Genomic DNA, 18,016 nt, shown 5'->3' on the forward strand with positions numbered 1-18,016 from the left:
AAAGCATGGTGGGGTCCTCTTTATTTAAGGAGGAAACATGCGAAAAGTTATACCATTATCAGCATTATTGCTGATGCTTCTTACCGGTTGCACATCTGCAAACAGTGAAATTATCCTTTCAGATAACGCTGCTATGGAGGCCTGTGAAGACATAGAGCCTGCAGAGACAGATGATCCTGCCGAAGAGGCAAAAGAGACTGAATCTATAGAAGTTGTAGTCGTATATGTTTGCGGAGCAGTACAGACACCGGGGGTATATGAACTGCCCGGCGGAAGCAGAATAGATGATGCTGTTCGTGCTGCCGGAGGTTTTTCTGAAGAGGCAGACAGGACCTACGTCAATCTCGCTGCCAAAGTCAATGACGGTTTCAAACTTCAGATTCCAACCCTTCAGGAAACAGCTGATGAAGCGTTGGCGAGGAATATAGATTCTTTTGACGGAGATAGGAATACTCCAAATGTCGCCGGAAGTGACGGCAACGGACTTGTCAATATCAATACCGCATCCAAGGACCAGTTGGTGACACTCCCGGGAATTGGAGACGGTATTGCGGGTAAAATAATAAAATACAGAGATGAGAACGGCTCTTTTAAGAGTATAGAAGATATCATGAAGGTATCCGGAATCAAGGATAAGCTGTTCTCCAAGATAAAAGATCATATTACTGTTTGATTTAGGAATGGTGAGGAAATGGGCAAGAAAGCACTTGTAGTTGATGACGAAAAGGCAATCGTAAAGGGAATAAAGTTCAGTCTGGAACAGGATGACATAGTAGTAGACTGTGCATACGACGGACAGGAAGCTCTTGATAAGGCAAGAAGCGGCAATTACGATATAATCCTTCTCGACGTCATGCTTCCCAAGCTCACAGGGTTTGAAGTATGTCAGCAGATCAGGGAGTTTTCTGATGTACCTATTATCATGCTTACAGCTAAGGGTGATGATATGGACAAGATCCTTGGACTTGAGTATGGCGCTGACGACTACATCACAAAACCTTTTAACATTCTTGAAGTTAAGGCCAGAATCAAGGCTATTATCAGAAGAACCGGCAGAACTGCTGAGGTTGACAAGATGATGACTTTTGGCGACCTTAAGCTCAATGAAGAATACAGAAGAGTATTTGTAGGGGACAGAGAGATCAATGTAACCAGCAGAGAGTATGAGCTTCTGGAACTTTTGGCATCTACTCCCGGCAAGACCTACACAAGAGAGGAACTTCTTGAGACCATCTGGGGAACAGATTATCCCGGAGATGAGAGAACTGTTGATGTTCATATCAGAAGACTTCGTGAGAAGCTTGAGTCTAACCCAAGCGAGCCCAGATATGTAAGAACTAAATGGGGCGCCGGATACTACTTCCAGGCATAACTATGGATAAAAGTAAGTTTAAGATCAGAGATATTCTAAAGAGTCTAAGAGTGCGTTTCTTCATAATTGTATTTATAACGGGGCTTGTTTCATGCCTCGTTATGCATTCTGTCATTTTGACGAGCTATGAGGATCGTGCTGTCAATGTTAGATCAACCGAGGTGCAGACGCAGCTGCGTATTCTTGCCAATCACCTCATTGTTTCCAATTACCTGCTTGATACATCTTCGGAAGTGATCAATGCCGAGCTGGATATGCTTGCCAATCTTTACGATGGCCGCGTTATCGTTATCAATGACGATCTCAAGGTGGTAAAAGACACTTACAATATAAGTCAGGGCAAAACAATCATTTCGGAAGAGGTTGTAAACTGCTTAAAGACCGGATCCAAGGGTACAGTTTCTAAATATGACCAGGCCAACGGTTATATTGAAATCGTAACTCCGATCATTGAAAGTGAAGTCATTCAGGAGGAAGACGTATCTGTAACAGGCAAGACCAGCGAGGTGGTACGAGGTGTTCTGCTCACCAGCGTTTCAACAGATACCATAGCTACTACTCTGACTATCCTTAGCAGGAGGGCCCAGAGCCTGGAGGTAGTTATTATTCTGGTCATCCTTGCATTTGCTGCATGGGTTTCTCACACTCTGCTTAAGCCTTTCGACAGAATTACAGCTGCTATCAATGATGTTAAGGCCGGGTATACGGATGAGCCTATCACAGGACCTAACTATCTTGAGACTGAGCAGATCATCAAGGCATTCAATGCGCTTCTTAAGCGAATGAAGGTTCTGGATGACTCGAGACAGGAGTTTGTATCTAACGTCTCCCATGAGCTCAAGACACCGATCACTTCAATGAAAGTTCTTGCTGATTCACTGCTTGCACAGGAAGATGTTCCGAATGAGGTGTACAGGGAATTCATGACTGATATCGGAGCTGAGATAGACAGAGAGGACAAGATCATCAACGATCTGTTGTCTCTTGTTAAGATGGACAAAAAAGCATCAGGGCTTACAATCACTTCAGTAGATGTCGTCAGTTTGACAGAGGTTATCTTAAAAAGACTCAGACCTATTGCAAGAAGACACAACATTGAACTTACTCTTGAGAGCAAAAGAGCCATTGTTGCTGAGATAGATGAGGTTAAGATATCGCTTGTTATCATGAATCTTGTTGAGAACGCGATCAAGTATAACAAGGATGAAGGCTGGGTAAGAGTTGAGCTTGATGCTGACCACCAGAACTTCTACGTGAAGGTTATGGATTCCGGATATGGAATCCCGGAGGAGTCTCTTGATCATATCTATGAAAGATTCTACAGAGTAGATAAATCGAGATCGAGAGAAATCGGCGGAACCGGACTTGGTCTTTCTATTGCCAGAAACGCAGTCCTTATGCACAGAGGCAGCATAGATGTACAGAGTAAGGTGGATGAGGGAACAACATTCACTGTTTCAATACCGCTTACTGCAGGAGTTGCCACAGCTACAGCTAAATAAATCGGATTATCATATGGGAAAACTATTACATTTAAAAAACAGAATAACATGTGTTGTATTGGCTTTCTGCTTTATGGTTTGTGCCTTTGGTTGCGGCCAAAAGGATGCTCCAGATCCAAATGGGTTCAAACTCTTTTATGTCAATAACAGTGAGACAGGTATAGTAGCAGTTGATTATGAAATCGTGAGCCCTTTGTCAAATACAGATGCTGTTATAGGTGAGCTTATCGGCCAGCTTAGTACCATGCCTGAAAGGCTTCAATATGAGGCGCCTCTGACAGGTGGTGTCAATCTTTTGGGATATTCCCTTAATGACAAGATATTGACTCTGAATTTTGATATCAAGTACGCAGATATTGGAAGAACTGTTGAGATTCTGGACAGAGCTGCAATTGTAAGGACCTTTACACAGCTTAATGAGGTTGAATATGTTTCATTCCAGGTAGAGGGAACTCCTCTGGCTGACCACTATGGCAATGTAATAGGTAACATGTCTGCCGATACTTTCATTTTTAACGTGGGCAATGAGATAAACACCTATGAGAAGGTGGAGCTTAAGCTGTATTTTGCGAACGAAACCGGTGATAAGCTTATTCCGGTATACCGTTCTGTTGTATATAACAGTAATGTTTCCATGGAGAGACTGGCTGTGGAGCAGATAATAGCAGGTCCTAAGACTGATATCTGCTTTCCTACCATTTCCAAGGACACCAAGATCAACAGCGTCAATGTCAAAGATGGCGTCTGCTTTGTTGATTTTGATACATCATTTTTAAACGAACCCTATGATGTGAAAGCAGAGGTTGCATTATATTCTCTTGTAAACAGTATTGTAGAGATTACTGAAGTAAACAAAGTGGTGCTTTCCGTAAACGGTAATGCATCCTTTACCTTCATGGATTTTACGATTTCAGGACCATATGAGAGAAATCTTGATATCATGGAGTAATTTACATATATAGTTAGGAGTATTTTCTTTGAAGCGGCCGTTATGTCTTTTGGCAATTCTGCTGAGCGCGGCTGTCTGTATCTATCTTGAATTGTTTTTATCTGACATTATCGGAAGCGGGCCTTCTCTGGATGACGGTAGTTTTGTGACCGTTGTCGGAAGGGTTTCGTCAAAAGAGTTCCGAAGGGACTTTCAGGGGCGGATTCTTCCGGTAATCTATGTTGTTCCAACAAAACAGGAAAACAAAAATTCAAAGCTGATCCAGTGTTATCTGGAGTCGGGAGATTATGGTTTACCTGCTATTGGCCAGTATGTGGAAATATCAGGTAAAGTCAGAGCCTTTCAGGCACCAACCAATCCCGGAGAATTTGACAGTCGGCTTTATTATTCAACCCTTAAAATTTCATACAGACTGACAAATGCAAGTGTCATTAAGACCGTTGGTGCGCCAAATCTGTACAGAGAGAAACTGTATGAGATCAGGTGCTTTTTTGAGCGTGCTCTCGACAGAAGCCTTTCAGAGCAGGACTCGGCCATCATGAAGGCTATGATCCTCGGTGATAAAGCTTTTATGGACGAGGAAACAAGAGATATGTACAGGAACAATGGGATAATGCACATATTGGCAGTCAGTGGTCTTCACATCTCACTTATCGGAATGGGATTATATGAGCTTCTCAGAAAGCTTCACCTTGGAAAAGCAGCCACAACCATGATACCTATAGTATTTATGTATTCTTATGGGATCATGTGCGGAATGGGAACCTCTTCCTTCAGGGCTATATGCATGTTTAGCTTAAGACTGCTGGCTCCTGTTGTGGGCAGAACCTATGATGTTCTTACGGCGCTGGCCCTGGCAGAGATACTGCTTCTTTTAGATCAGCCGCTCTATATGTATAACAGCGGCTTTTTGTTTTCTTTTGGAGCGGTGGCCGGAATGACTTTAATTCTTCCGGCGCTTGATTTGGAGAGCGTTTTTGAAAATCTTACCATCAGGAAAATGAAGTTTGCCGATGATGAGATGTCTTTTGCAAAAGAAATACTGCTAAAGGCAGCGGACGGGTTAAAGAGTGGAGGAAGTATTCTGCTGGCAACACTTCCTGTATACGCAGGCTTTTACTATACTTATCCGCTACATTCTCTTTTTCTTAATCTTTTGGTAATACCGGTCATGGGAATTCTTATGATGCTGGGGATCATAACCATGCTACTGGGGAGCTTTGGCAGTATCATTGCGATCATACCGGGAGTGGCGGTTCGCATAATATTGTCTCTCTACAGGCTTCTCTGCTCATCGGAAAGCCTTATAAGAGGCAGTACCTGGTACATGGGCCACTCAGAGAAATGGCAGATACTGGTGTATATGATAATTATTTCAGCCTTCGTGTGGCTTAAAGGCAGAGCCGGATACAAGAGATTTATACTGATCCCTCTGGCGATACTGATCCTTACTTTTCATATAAATCCCGAGATGGAGATCAACATGATAGATGTCGGTCAGGGTGATGGAATAGTTATTTCCTCAACAGGACACCATATCCTGATCGATGGTGGAAGCACATCCAATAAAAGTGTAGGAAAGTACAGTATCATTCCGTTCCTTAAATACAAGGGCATCGGTAAGCTTGACGCTGTGGTCGTAACACATGAAGATGAGGACCATATCAGCGGAATTCTGGAAATTATGGATGACATGGAAAAAGGCGGGATAAGAATAAAACAGCTGATGCTTCCCGAAGTGTCGGCTGCTTCCAGAGGTGATAATTATCATAAGCTTGAACAAAGAGCCGGTGATCTTGGAATCCCGGTATCATACATTAATTCGGGAGAGGTATTTAACCTTGGGAAGATTTCTTTTACCTGTCTTAATCCTGCACTGGGTATGACTTCGGAAGGAGCTAATGCATATTCTACGGTTCTTTTTATGGAATACAAGGCAGCGGGAAAGCGTGGTGCTAACAGACCGTTCACAGCTCTTTTCACCGGAGATGTTGAGGGCGAGGGACAGGATTATCTTAAGAGTGTGATAAGAAGTTCGCCCGCAAAATACGCTGATCTGTCACTGCTGAAGGTGGCTCACCATGGATCCCGTTACACCACCGATGAGGAATTCCTTTCGCTGGTTAGTCCTAAGATTGCAGTTATCAGCTGCGGAAGGGATAATTCATACGGCCATCCGCATCAGGAACTATTACAGAGGTTAAGAGATGCAAATGTACAAGTCTTTCGAACAGACGAAATCGGTGCGATTTCTATCACTGTAAATAATGGAAAAGTAGTCATCAAGTAACACAGTGACCCTTGGATAGGAACAGATTTGCATTTTGTGATATACTAAACACTGTGCGAAAAATGATATCGGAGGAAAATGTTTTGAAGAATGATAATCGCGGGTCTTTTTCCGGAAAGATCGGCTTTGTACTTTCGGCTGCCGGAGCATCGGTAGGACTTGGAAATATATGGAGATTCCCGTATTTGTGTGCCAAGTATGGCGGAGGAATCTTTTTATTTGTATATATTATACTGGCTCTGACTTTTGGCTACACTATGATCGTGGCTGAGACAGCTATAGGTAGAAACACCAAAAAGAGCCCTGTTGGTGCATTTAACACTCTTAGTAACAGTAAGTTTATGTCTGTGGGCGGATGGATTAATGCAATCATTCCAATCCTGATCGTGCCTTACTATTCAGTAATAGGTGGCTGGGTATGCAAATACCTGTTTGAATACATAAGAAGTGATGCTGTTACCGTTGCATCGGATAGCTTCTTTGTGGATTTTATTTCGGACGGTTCAAAGTCTGAGTTTTGGTTCATAGTATTTGCGGTTCTTGTTCTGGGCGTTATTTTCATGGGGGTTGAGAACGGAATAGAGCGTGTGTCAAAGCTCATGATGCCTGTACTTGTGGTACTGGCGCTGATCATCTGCGTGTATTCGGTAACAAGGCCGGGCGCTATAGAGGGAGTTAAGTTCCTCTTTATTCCCAATGTTCAGAACTTTTCAATAATGACGCTGGTAACAGCCATGGGACAGATGTTTTACTCACTCTCTATTGCCATGGGAATCCTGATTACTTTTGGATCCTATGTTAAGAAGGAAGTCAGCATCGACGAGTCCACTAGACAGGTGGAGTTCTTTGATACAGCCATTGCTATTCTTGCGAGCCTTATGATAATTCCTGCGGTTTTCTCATTCTATAACGGGGATCAGAGCATGCTTAAGGCGGGACCTTCTCTGATGTTTATCACCATGCCCAAGATTTTTGCCAGCATGGGATTTGGAAGGATCATCGGCTTCTTGTTCTTTGCACTGGTATTATTTGCAGCGCTTACAAGTGCGATAGCTCTGACAGAGAGTGCTGTTTCCACCTTCTCTGATGAATTTGGATGGAGCAGGAGAAACGGAACTCTTATAATGGCCTTTGTGATGATACTTCTCGGAAGCCTTTCATCTCTTGGTAACGGTCCTCTTTCAGGTGTGACCATTATCGGAATGCAGTTTCTGGATTTCTTTGATTTTATTACCAACTCAGTAATGATGCCAATAGCAGCGCTTGCAACGTGTCTTCTTATCACAAGATATATGGGCATGGAGAAGCTTACCATGGAGGTAGAACAGGATGGACATCCATTCCAGAGAAAGCACATCTTTTCATTTATGATAAAGTTTTTGTGCCCTCTGTTTGTACTGATAATTCTTGTCAGCGCGATCCTTAACGTACTTGGTATCATATCCATGTAACAACAGATAATTATGAATGCGAGGAGAATGTTTTGGGGAAAAGACAAATTCTGATAACCAACGATGACGGAATAAAATCCGACGGCCTTAGGAGACTGGTAGAGTGTGCTCTTTCGTTTGGAGAGGTTACAGTGGTTGCTCCTGAGAGTGAGAGAAGTGCTGCTTCACATTCGCTGACACTGAGGCACAGCGTGGATTGCTATCCATATGACTTTGGAATAGAGGGCGTCAAAGCCTATACCTGTTCGGGAACACCCAGTGACTGCGTGAGAGTAGGAAGCCTTTATCTGATGCCTGAGAAACCTGATGTAGTAATGTCCGGAATTAACTATGGATACAATGTTTCTTCAGACATACAGTACTCAGCCACACTTGGAGCTGCCTTTGAGGGTGAGTTCCAGGGATATCATTCTATAGCTTTCTCTGAGTCCAACAACGGAATCCATGAGGTGACAGATTATTATTTAAAAGAGCTGATGGAAGAAATGCTAAAGAGAGAATATGTGCCGGGATATGTTGACAGTATAAACTTCCCCGGATGCAAGCTTTCAGAGTGCAAGGGAGTTCTAAGAGACAGAACTGTTTCAAGAACTCCGTTCTACACAGACAGATACAAAAAGACGGCTGACCTTGAAAACGGTGGCGTGAGCCTTATGGTGGACGGCATCTACAGCCCTGTACATGAAGATGATACAGACTACGGAGCTGTACTCGATAACTACGTATCTGTAGGCGTAGTCAAGAATCTGTGCTGATAAAAACTTGAATATACCAATAAAAACGGGACAGGCTGTTAGCCTGTCCCATTATTTATGCTTAATTTTTTATGATACCTGGCTGTCAGTAATCCAGCTCTTAATATCTGAAACACCGAGAACCTTCTGGAAATCGTCTCCTGACTTAACTACAAGAGTAGGAGCTTGCATGATACCGAACTGTTTTACCAGATCGGGATGCTCACTGGCGTCAAGTGTGCTGTACTTGATTCCTGCTTTATCAAGAAGAGAGCCTGCTATTTTGCAGTTAGGGCAGGTCTGTGTCTTGAATAGCATGATTGTCTGCTCATCAACATTTATAACGCTGTTTCCTGACTCTGTGTTGGACTTTTTGACAGCTGCTTCTACGAAGCTGGCCTGCTTGGGACCAACATGTGTAAGCTTGGAATTGCCGATGTTGTAAACTTTACGATCCTTGTATTCCTGAGCTTTACCGTCGTTCCAGTTGGCAACAGGACGGTAGTAGCCTGTGATACGGCTGTAAACTTCTGTCTTGGCTCCGCAGTGAGGACATACTGCCTGCTCACCGGCAAGGTAGCCATGCTCCTTACATACTGAATATGTAGGTGACATTGTGTAGTATGGAAGCTTGTAGTTCTCGGCAATCTTTCTGACGAGGCTTGCGGCTGCCTTCCAGTCGGGAAGCTTCTCGCCGAGGAATGCATGGAATACTGTTCCTGATGTATAAAGTGTCTGAAGTTCATCCTGAATATCAAGAGCGGAGAAGATATCCTCAGTGTAACCAACAGGAAGGTGAGATGAGTTGGTGTAGTAAGGAGTTCCGTTCATGTTAGCTGTGATGATGTCAGGATAAAGCTCTTTGTCATGCTTAGCAAAGCGGTAAGTTGTTGACTCTGCCGGAGTAGCCTCTAAATTAAAGAGCTCTCCGTCATACATTACCTGATACTCACCAAGGCGATTTCTCATGTGGTTGAGGACATCCTTGGAGAATTCCTGAGTTCTCTTGTCTGTCATATCTGCCTGGATCCACTTTGCATTAAGACCGGCTTCATTCATACCGATAAGGCCGATGGTTGAGAAGTGGTTTGAGAAGGATCCCAGATATCTCTTGGTATAAGGGTAAAGACCCTGATCAAGGAGCTTGGTAATAACCTGTCTCTTGGTGTGGAGGCTTCGCGCTGCAATATCCATAAGGTGATCAAGTCTCTTGTAGAACTCATCAGCGTCTTTTGAAAGATAAGCAATACGAGGCATATCGATGGTAACAACACCGATAGAACCTGTTGATTCACCTGAACCGAAGAATCCGCCGGATTTCTTGCGGAGCTCTCTGAGATCGAGACGAAGTCTGCAGCACATGGAACGAACATCTGAAGGCTCCATGTCTGAGTTGATGTAGTTTGAGAAGTATGGTGTGCCATACTTGGCTGTCATTTCGAACAGGAGCTTGTTGTTCTCTGTCTCGCTCCAATCAAAATCACGTGTTATTGAATATGTAGGTATAGGATACTGGAATCCACGTCCGTTGGCATCGCCCTCGATCATGATCTCGATGAAGGCCTTGTTGACCATATCCATTTCCTTCTGACAATCGCCGTATGTGAAGTCGAGCTCTTTGCCGCCTACGATACAGTTGAGGTTCTTAAGATCGCCCGGAACAGTCCAGTCAAGTGTGATGTTTGAGAATGGAGCCTGTGTTCCCCAACGTGAAGGTGTATTAACACCGTATACGAAAGACTGGATGCACTGTTTTACCTCTTTCTGAGAGAGGTTGTCTACTCTTACGAATGGCGCAAGATATGTATCAAATGATGAGAATGCCTGAGCGCCTGCCCATTCATTCTGCATGATTCCAAGGAAGTTAACCATCTGGTTGCAGAGGGTAGAGAGGTGACTTGCAGGTGAAGATGTTATCTTGCCGGGAACTCCGCCGAGACCTTCCTGTATGAGCTGTTTAAGGCTCCAGCCAGCGCAGTAACCTGTAAGCATAGAGAGGTCATGAATGTGGATTGCAGCACTTCTGTGAGCATTGGCAATCTCTTCATCATAAACTTCTGAAAGCCAGTAGTTGGCTGTGATGGCACCTGAATTAGAGAGGATAAGTCCTCCTACCGAATATGTAACTGTTGAATTCTCTTTAACACGCCAGTCGTTGATCTTGAGGTAATCATCAACGAGGTCTTTATAGTTAAGGAGGGCAGAGTTGACGTTACGAACCTTTTCACGCTGCTTACGATAGAGGATATATGCCTTGGAAACATCGGCATAGCCTGCCTCTGAAAGGACTTTCTCAACGCTGTCCTGGATCTCCTCCACAGTGATCTTGCCGTCCTTGACCTTGCTCTCAAAGTCTGAAGCAACTCTTAATGAAATAAGGTCGATCACACTTGAGTGATAATCTTTTTCAAGAGCTACGAAGGCCTTGGTTATCGCAGCAGAAATCTTGGATATATTAAAATCCGCAACTGTTCCGTCTCTTTTAACAACCTGATACATAAGAATCCCCCTTACACATAACTAACCATAAGATTTTCTGAAATTAAAAGTGCCAATTGCCTTGGCACTTTCGATAAAACAAGGATATCACAGCATAATGCAAATGTCAATATATTGATAAACGAAATATCATAAACACAATATATTGTGGTTGTACTGAAAAATCACATTCCACGCAACTCCGCATCAGGAACGTATTTCTTAACTGTTTCGAGATATTTCTCCATATCTTTTGGATCCGGAGATGAAAGATTTTTATCCGGAACAGTATCTCTTTCCACAAATGCTTGTAGATAATATCTCTTAGCACCACTGATCATTTTTCCGATAACTTCGAACGAAGATTCGTCATGCAGCTCTTTTACCACGGTTGTTCTGAACTCATAGCTTATATCACTGCCCATGATGATCCGGATACTTTCCTCGATACCTGAGGTGTCAAAATCCTTAATTCCTATGGTCTCACCATATCTCGGAAGAGAGTTTTTGACATCCATAGCGACATAATCAATAAGATTCTCGTCCAAAAGAGCCTTAAGAGCCTTGGGGTGATTGCCATTGGTATCAAGCTTAACAGCAAAACCAAGGTCACGAATTCTTCTGATGAAGTCAGGAAGGTTTTTATTCAGAAGAGGTTCGCCACCTGTGATGGCGACACCATCCAGAAGACCCTGTCTTTTATTAAGAAAGGCAAAGAACTCTTCATCATCCATAATCGGTGCCATGGTGCCATCGACGAGTTCAAAGTTGTGACAGTAGGGACATCTGAAGTCACAGCCGCCAAAAAACACGGTGCAGGCAATGTGCTGCGGATAATCAAGTAATGTCATTTTCTGAAGGCCATGTATCAACATATTGTGTCTCCTCATATTCTTAAAAGAAAGTAATGCGCTCATCTAGTATATCAAAAAAAGGCTATCTATGATAACATAGAAAACGAGGTGTTTTTAAATGGCAGTTAAGACCACGGATTTTCCGGCTAAGCAAAAACAACTTAATGAAGACATCGCAAGCGGAAATTTTAAGCCCTGCTATCTTATCTATGGTGAAGAGTCATATCTGAGGCTTCAGAACAGGGACAAGCTTTTGAAAGCTCTCGGATGCAATGAATCTTCCATGAACTTTAACAGATATGAGGGAGAGGGCAATATTCCGGGGCAGATCATAGATATGGCTCAGACCATGCCGTTTTTGGCTGACAAGAGGATCATTCTGGTCCAGGACAGCGGGTTTTTCAAGAGCGGATGCCCGGAGCTTGCCGATTATCTCAAGGATCCTTCCGACACTACGCTGTTTATCTTTGTGGAGAAGGAAGTCGACAAGAGAAAAGATCTTTATAAGGCAGTATCTAAGCTTGGATTTGAGATAGAGTGCGATATTCAGAGTGATGACACTCTTATGAAATGGATTAGATCAAGAGTGGCATCAGAGGGGAAAAACATTTCACCCAGAGCTCAGGCGGTTCTTATAGACCGCGTGGGAACTGACATGTCAAACATAGCAACTGAAATTGAAAAGCTGGTTTGCTATTGCATAGACAGAAATGAGATAACAGAAGCTGATATTGAGAGCGTATGCGCCAACTACCTGACCAGCAGGATTTTTGCCATGACGGATGCCATATCGGCTCAGGATCAGAAGAGGGCCATGGAGCTCTACTACGACCTGCTTGCGCTCAAGGAGCCGCCGGCCAAGATACTTTCTCTTATTACAAGGCAGTTCAATCTTATGCTCCAGGTAAAAGAGATGACGGACAACCGCAGGGACAAGAGCCAGATCGCATCAGCATTGAAGCTTGCACCGTTCCTCGTTGGCAAATATCAGAGCTGGGCGAGAAACTACACATATGAACAGCTGAGAAACGCACTTGAACTTTGCGCATCCAATGACGAGGCGGTCAAGACCGGCAAGCTTGACTATATCATCAGTGTAGAGATGGTCATTATAGGCTCCACATCCAAGAGAAGTGCCGGTTAAAAGAGATTTGAAAATATTAAAAGGTTGAATTATACTATATAAACGTGTGGCTATGGCCACAAAAGGGGTGTTTATGGCAGACAGACCAAGACCACAGGAAATCTACAGACATTTTAAGGGCAATATGTATCAGGTACTTACCGTTGCAATCCATTCTGAGACCAGAGAAGAGATGGTAGTGTATCAGGCATTGTACGGAGATTATAAGGTTTATGTCAGACCTCTTGATATGTTCATGTCAGAAGTCGACAGAGCCAAGTATCCGGATGTTAAGCAGAAGATGAGGTTCGAGAAGGTGACACCTCCTTCGTCAGAGCCTGTCAAGGAGGCACAGCCTGCTGAGGAGCCTGCCAAGGAGGCACAGGTTTCACCGGAACCTGAGAAAAAGCCTTTGTTTAACTTTAAGCCCACCGAGAAGTCTGTGATAATGGAAAAGAGCGTGGATGAAGAGGCCCAGGAACTCAATCTTGATCCTCTTGTGATACAGTTTATGGATGCGGATCTTGCATCTGAGAAAAACGATATTTTATCCAAGCTGCGTCCAATAATAACAAATGATATGATTGATATCATGGCCATGTCTGTGGGCGTTGTTGTTAATGAAGGTGATGTTTATGACAGATACAACGATCTTCGTACCTGCCTCACCACGATGGAGAAATTTGAAAGTACCAGATTAAGGAGTTGAGTTAATGAAGTTATTATCAATTGCAGTACCTTGCTACAATTCACAGGACTATATGGAGAAATGTATCGATTCACTGCTTGTGGGCGGTGAAGAGGTTGAGATTCTCATAGTAGATGACGGATCCAAGGACAGGACAGCAGAGATTGCCGATCAGTATGAGGCCAAATATCCTACAATATGCAGAGCAATCCACAAGCCCAACGGTGGACACGGCTCAGCGGTTAACGCCGGTATCGAGCATGCAACAGGCCTTTTCTTCAAGGTTGTTGATTCCGATGACTGGGTAAAAGAGATAGCATACAGAAAGATCCTCAGCACCCTTGCAGAACTTGCAGGTGGAGACAAACAGCTGGATCTTCTTATAAGTAACTTCGTATACAACAAAGTGGGAGAGAAGCGCCACAAGGTAATGCGCTACAACACAATGTTCCCGATTGAGCAGCTCTTCACATGGAAGGATGTAAAGAGAACTCCCAAGGGACATTATCTTCTCATGCACTCTGTAATCTACAGAACCAAGCTTCTTAGACAGTGCGGACTTAAGCTCCCTGAGCATACTTTCTATGTAGATAATATTTACGTGTTCAATCCGCTTCCGTTTGTTAAGAACATGTACTATCTCGATGTAAACTTTTACTACTATTACATCGGAAGAGAGGATCAGTCAGTCAATCAGCAGATCATGCTCTCTCGTATAGATCAGCAGCTCAGAGTCAACAAGCTGATGGTAGATTACTATGTTGAGAATTACGGTATGATTCGTTCACAGCATGAGCGTCATAAATATATGTTCAATTATCTTGAGATCATTACAGCCATTTCTTCAGTTCTTTTGATAACAGAGGACACAAAAGAGAATCTGGCCAAGAGACAGGAGCTTCTCGATTACATTAAAGAGAAGAACTTCCTTCTGTACACCAAGATCAGATACAGTATCGAGGGAACATATATTTATCTTCCGGGTAAGGGAGGAAGAAAGATCACTCTCGCCGGATATAAGCTCCTTCAGAAGATATTCCATTTCAATTAATGGATATTTTTCCTAAAACTTAACGTTATTTAGAATATTTTATGGTGATTCTGATGATTTACAATCACACTTAAAGTGCTAGAATAATTGACATCATTGAGTTTTGCTTGAATTTATGAGGAATATTATGAAAAAGAAATACGAAAAGTGGACCGGAAGGACGGTTGACAAGGGGCTGCTTGGAGATCTTTTGCATCTTGCCATGCCCATCCTGATTTATGCGCCCATTTATATGATTTGGTTTATTGCCATTGAGAAGCACACATTCTCACATTACTCGATCATACATACAGCTGTCGATGACATTATCCCATTCAATGAGATTTTTGTTATTCCATACTATACATGGTTTTTGTATGTATCAGTAACACTTCTGTTCTTTATGCTTTCGTTTGATGTAGAGGACTATTATAAGAACTTCATCTTCCTGGCTACAGGTATGACAGTGTTCCTTGTTGTATCGACACTGTTCCCCAATATGCATCATTTGAGACCTGTTGTAATGCCAAGAGATAATGTCTTTACACATCTTGTGCAGATGATCTACAGAACAGATTCTTCTGCAAACCTCTGGCCCAGCATTCACGTGTACAATTCGCTGGGAACAATGATTGCTGTTCATCACAGCAAGAGGATAAAGAAAACCGGCAAAGTTATAAGCGACTTCATCGGTATTTCAATTATCCTTTCCACAATGTTCATCAAGCAGCATTCGGTATACGATGTGATCACTGCATTTATTATGGCCATAATCTTTTACATCGTGTTCTATCATTCACCATTTCTTGAGAACTTCTGCTCAAGGCAGGAAGAGAAAGTGGCAGTCAGATATAACTAAAATAAATCCTCTCTGTTCGTTTTTGAACAGAGAGGATTTTTTAATTCATCATTTTGAGTTTTTGTTTAAGACATTCAAAGGTTATGTGGTCGGATTTGACTGATACCTCACCGTCTGTATGTACCCACATCGGCTTGTCGGTTTTAATGGATACTTTCTGAACAAGGTGATGTCCGATTCCCTTTATCCAGAAGTAGTGGCCGATAAAGGAAAGCGGAAGCGCCAGGAGCATTTTAGCTGAGGGCATATCGCCGGCATAGACAAGATCGAATTTTCCGTCCGTGAGGTCAGCGTTTGGAGCAAATTTAAAACCTCCGCCTTCATAGTGATGTACCATAGCTGCTATGAAGATAAATCGCTTTAAGTGAATGGTCTTGCTGCCGTCCAAGGTTATCTCGCACGGTACCTTCTCTGCGTTGAAGAGCTGCCTTAGGGCAATTGATCCGTAGGTGAGCTTGCCGAGGCCTATTTTATTGAGAAAATTCTTGGTGTTGGATGAGAGAGCCTGTTCGCAGACGGCTGCATCAAATCCGATTCCGGCACTTACGTCAAAGAGTCTTGTTACGGCAATGCGGTCCTCATGAAGTCGTGATGTTACCCTGGACATGGAGTTGTAAGTGAGCTTTCCGAGATCAAGAGTCCTAACGATTTTCGCTTCAAGGATGCGCTCAATGAGGTCGTCGGCTTTCTTGGGAAAAGACAGATCTCTTGCAAAATCATTACTTGAACCGATTGGGATGTATCCGACAAGAGTGTTTTCAAAATCCTGAATTCCGTTTATTGCTTCATTTAAGGTTCCGTCTCCGCCAAGTACGATCAGCTTGATCGGGCCGTTTTTGTCATTATCGGAAGACTTGGGTGCTGTAAGGCTCTGTGCCAGTTTGGTGGCGTGTCCGGGGCCCTTGGTAAAAACAGCTCTGTATTCCAAACCTTTTTCTGTGAATTTCTTTTCAAGCAGTTCCCAAATATCTTTTCCCTTGCCTGATCTGGCGGAAGGGTTAACTATGCAGTAATACATGTAAATCCCCCAATTAATTATTTTCGTCATAAATTGTACCATAAAAACTATAGAATTTTTAGAGAGAGTATGATACTATAACCAAGATGTTGCTTTAACGCATTAAACTGTAAATGCGTCAAGTCTTATGTAAAGATTCAGGAGGATTTGGTAAATGTATTCATTGGAAGAAGTTAGGAAGGTTGACCCGGAAATTGCTTCCCTGATCGAGGAAGAGGTAGCTCGCCAGAATGACCACATCGAGCTGATCGCATCAGAGAACTGGACCAGCAAGGCTGTCATGGCAGCAATGGGAAGTCCGCTTACAAACAAATACGCTGAGGGTCTCCCGGGGAAAAGATACTACGGCGGATGTTATGTTGTAGATAAGGTTGAGAACATAGCAAGAGACAGGGCAAAAGAGCTGTTCCATTGCGATTATGTTAATGTTCAGCCTCACTCAGGAGCTCAGGCAAATCTGGCTGTTCAGTTTGCACTCCTTAAGCCGGGCGATACTATCATGGGTATGGACCTTGAGCAGGGCGGACATCTTACACACGGCAGCAGTGCCAATATTTCGGGAACATACTACAATATCGTTCCTTATGGTGTAGACGAAAACGGAATTCTTGATTACGACAACATGTACAAGCTTGCAGTAGAGCACAAGCCTAAGCTTATTATCGCCGGAGCTTCAGCTTACTGCAGAACCATCGACTTTAAGAAATTCAGAGAGGCAGCTGATGCTTGCGGAGCTGTTCTCATGGTAGATATGGCACACATCGCAGGACTTGTTGCTGCAGGTCTTCATCCAAGTCCGTTCCCATATGCAGATGTTGTAACAACCACAACTCACAAGACTCTTCGTGGACCAAGAGGAGGTCTTATCCTTTGGAATCAGGCAGCACAGGATAAATACAAGTTTAACAAGGCTGTATTCCCCGGAATCCAGGGCGGACCACTCGAGCATGTTGTTGCAGCAAAAGCCATCTGCTTCAAAGAGGCTCTCTCACCTGAGTTCAAGCAGTATGCACAGAACATCGTTGACAATGCAAAGGCTCTTTGCAACGGTCTTATGAGCCGTGGGATCAAGATCGTATCCGGTGGAACAGATAACCACCTTATGCTCATCGATCTTACAAACTTCGGACTTACAGGTAAAGAAGTAGAAGCATGGCTTGACGACGCTCACATCACAGCCAACAAGAACACCATTCCAAATGAGCAGCAGTCACCATTTGTAACAAGCGGAATAAGACTTGGAACACCTGCTGTAACAACAAGAGGAATGAACACTGAGGATATGGATCAGATTGCGGAAGCTATCTCAATTGTTATCAAGAACAAGGGTGAGAAGAATGACGAAGCAAGAGCAATCATTAAGAAATTGACTGACAAATATCCACTGGATTAATTTATCAAATCTGAATTGACATATTATTTGAACTGCTATATCAAGGCATTGATGTAGCAGTTCTTTTATTTGCAGAATTGTATAAAATGAATATACAATTAGAATAATTAACAGAAAATACTACAATTTAAACGATAGTTTCTAAATAATTGGCGGATTATCAAAAAATGTATTGACAAATCTCGGGGCTCTGAATATAATAAAACCATCAAGAGATACTTATAAGATATCGAAAATACTTCGCCCCAGGTATATAGAACAAACAGAGCCGGGGA

General features: G+C 43.1%; 15 protein-coding genes. 12 read left to right on the forward strand and 3 right to left on the reverse strand.

Annotated elements, in window-relative coordinates:
- Positions 1 to 37: 37 nt before the first annotated feature.
- The 7 genes from G590_RS0111885 to surE all read left to right on the forward strand — a co-directional run bounded on the left by G590_RS0111885 (position 38) and on the right by surE (position 8,319).
- Positions 38 to 673, forward strand: a complete 636-nt coding sequence (locus G590_RS0111885; RefSeq protein WP_022765890.1) for a helix-hairpin-helix domain-containing protein — start codon at positions 38 to 40, stop codon at positions 671 to 673.
- Between the two features lie 18 nt (positions 674 to 691).
- Positions 692 to 1,372 carry a response regulator transcription factor gene (locus tag G590_RS0111890; RefSeq protein WP_022765891.1) on the forward strand — a complete coding sequence of 227 codons (681 nt, stop codon included), beginning with the start codon at positions 692 to 694 and terminating at the stop codon, positions 1,370 to 1,372.
- 2 nt (positions 1,373 to 1,374) lie between these two features.
- Positions 1,375 to 2,874: a sensor histidine kinase gene (locus tag G590_RS0111895; RefSeq protein ID WP_022765892.1), complete on the forward strand. Its 1,500-nt coding sequence runs from the start codon at positions 1,375 to 1,377 to the stop codon at positions 2,872 to 2,874.
- 13 nt (positions 2,875 to 2,887) lie between these two features.
- Complete coding sequence (locus G590_RS0111900) at positions 2,888 to 3,823, forward strand: GerMN domain-containing protein (RefSeq protein WP_196802493.1); 936 nt, start codon at positions 2,888 to 2,890, stop codon at positions 3,821 to 3,823.
- A gap of 28 nt (positions 3,824 to 3,851) precedes the next feature.
- A complete protein-coding gene (locus G590_RS0111905) occupies positions 3,852 to 6,113 on the forward strand; it encodes a DNA internalization-related competence protein ComEC/Rec2 (protein WP_081641075.1) in 2,262 nt (753 codons plus the stop codon).
- 62 nt (positions 6,114 to 6,175) lie between these two features.
- Positions 6,176 to 7,564, forward strand: a complete 1,389-nt coding sequence (locus tag G590_RS0111910) for a sodium-dependent transporter (protein ID WP_051142150.1) — start codon at positions 6,176 to 6,178, stop codon at positions 7,562 to 7,564.
- Between the two features lie 32 nt (positions 7,565 to 7,596).
- The gene (gene surE, locus G590_RS0111915; RefSeq protein WP_022765896.1) at positions 7,597 to 8,319 is read left to right on the forward strand and encodes a 5'/3'-nucleotidase SurE; all 723 of its coding nucleotides are present in this window, start codon (positions 7,597 to 7,599) and stop codon (positions 8,317 to 8,319) included.
- Positions 8,320 to 8,388: 69 nt separating this feature from the next.
- On the opposite strand, the gene G590_RS0111920 is transcribed toward surE, so the two are convergent.
- Together G590_RS0111920 and G590_RS0111925 are read right to left on the reverse strand one after the other, a co-directional pair.
- Positions 8,389 to 10,797: a ribonucleoside triphosphate reductase gene (locus tag G590_RS0111920; protein WP_022765897.1), complete on the reverse strand. Its 2,409-nt coding sequence runs from the start codon at positions 10,795 to 10,797 to the stop codon at positions 8,389 to 8,391.
- A 164-nt stretch (positions 10,798 to 10,961) separates the two neighbouring features.
- Positions 10,962 to 11,651, reverse strand: coding sequence for an anaerobic ribonucleoside-triphosphate reductase activating protein (locus tag G590_RS0111925; RefSeq protein WP_022765898.1), 690 nt, complete (start codon positions 11,649 to 11,651; stop codon positions 10,962 to 10,964).
- Between the two features lie 97 nt (positions 11,652 to 11,748).
- On the opposite strand from G590_RS0111925, the gene holA reads away from it, so the two are divergent.
- The 4 genes from holA to G590_RS0111945 all read left to right on the forward strand — a co-directional run bounded on the left by holA (position 11,749) and on the right by G590_RS0111945 (position 15,330).
- A complete protein-coding gene (gene holA / locus G590_RS0111930) occupies positions 11,749 to 12,774 on the forward strand; it encodes a DNA polymerase III subunit delta (protein ID WP_022765899.1) in 1,026 nt (341 codons plus the stop codon).
- Between the two features lie 73 nt (positions 12,775 to 12,847).
- Positions 12,848 to 13,462, forward strand: a complete 615-nt coding sequence (locus G590_RS0111935) for a DUF1653 domain-containing protein (protein ID WP_022765900.1) — start codon at positions 12,848 to 12,850, stop codon at positions 13,460 to 13,462.
- Between the two features lie 4 nt (positions 13,463 to 13,466).
- A complete protein-coding gene (locus tag G590_RS0111940; RefSeq protein ID WP_022765901.1) occupies positions 13,467 to 14,492 on the forward strand; it encodes a glycosyltransferase family 2 protein in 1,026 nt (341 codons plus the stop codon).
- A 127-nt stretch (positions 14,493 to 14,619) separates the two neighbouring features.
- Positions 14,620 to 15,330, forward strand: coding sequence for a serine/threonine protein phosphatase (locus G590_RS0111945; RefSeq protein ID WP_022765902.1), 711 nt, complete (start codon positions 14,620 to 14,622; stop codon positions 15,328 to 15,330).
- Between the two features lie 40 nt (positions 15,331 to 15,370).
- Here the strand turns inward: G590_RS0111945 and G590_RS0111950 are convergent, their stop codons facing one another.
- Positions 15,371 to 16,348, reverse strand: coding sequence for a diacylglycerol/lipid kinase family protein (locus tag G590_RS0111950; RefSeq protein WP_022765903.1), 978 nt, complete (start codon positions 16,346 to 16,348; stop codon positions 15,371 to 15,373).
- A gap of 154 nt (positions 16,349 to 16,502) precedes the next feature.
- Here G590_RS0111950 and glyA point away from each other — a divergent pair, with 154 nt between their 5' ends.
- Positions 16,503 to 17,741 (forward strand): serine hydroxymethyltransferase, encoded by a 1,239-nt coding sequence (gene glyA / locus G590_RS0111955; protein ID WP_022765904.1) that lies wholly within the window; start codon positions 16,503 to 16,505, stop codon positions 17,739 to 17,741.
- The last annotated feature ends 275 nt before the right edge of the window (positions 17,742 to 18,016 follow it).

Source organism: Butyrivibrio sp. XPD2006, assembly GCF_000420865.1.
Lineage (GTDB): Bacteria > Bacillota > Clostridia > Lachnospirales > Lachnospiraceae > Butyrivibrio.

Coding starts and splice junctions, on each gene's coding strand:
- G590_RS0111925 (WP_022765898.1), bottom strand. CDS start 11,651: ATGTTGATACATGGCCTTCAGAAAATGACATTACTTGATTATCCGCAG.
- G590_RS0111900 (WP_196802493.1), top strand. CDS start 2,888: ATGGGAAAACTATTACATTTAAAAAACAGAATAACATGTGTTGTATTG.
- G590_RS0111910 (WP_051142150.1), top strand. CDS start 6,176: ATGATATCGGAGGAAAATGTTTTGAAGAATGATAATCGCGGGTCTTTT.
- G590_RS0111940 (WP_022765901.1), top strand. CDS start 13,467: ATGAAGTTATTATCAATTGCAGTACCTTGCTACAATTCACAGGACTAT.
- G590_RS0111895 (WP_022765892.1), top strand. CDS start 1,375: ATGGATAAAAGTAAGTTTAAGATCAGAGATATTCTAAAGAGTCTAAGA.
- G590_RS0111945 (WP_022765902.1), top strand. CDS start 14,620: ATGAAAAAGAAATACGAAAAGTGGACCGGAAGGACGGTTGACAAGGGG.
- G590_RS0111890 (WP_022765891.1), top strand. CDS start 692: ATGGGCAAGAAAGCACTTGTAGTTGATGACGAAAAGGCAATCGTAAAG.
- holA (WP_022765899.1), top strand. CDS start 11,749: ATGGCAGTTAAGACCACGGATTTTCCGGCTAAGCAAAAACAACTTAAT.
- glyA (WP_022765904.1), top strand. CDS start 16,503: ATGTATTCATTGGAAGAAGTTAGGAAGGTTGACCCGGAAATTGCTTCC.
- G590_RS0111920 (WP_022765897.1), bottom strand. CDS start 10,797: ATGTATCAGGTTGTTAAAAGAGACGGAACAGTTGCGGATTTTAATATA.
- G590_RS0111950 (WP_022765903.1), bottom strand. CDS start 16,348: ATGTATTACTGCATAGTTAACCCTTCCGCCAGATCAGGCAAGGGAAAA.
- G590_RS0111885 (WP_022765890.1), top strand. CDS start 38: ATGCGAAAAGTTATACCATTATCAGCATTATTGCTGATGCTTCTTACC.
- G590_RS0111935 (WP_022765900.1), top strand. CDS start 12,848: ATGGCAGACAGACCAAGACCACAGGAAATCTACAGACATTTTAAGGGC.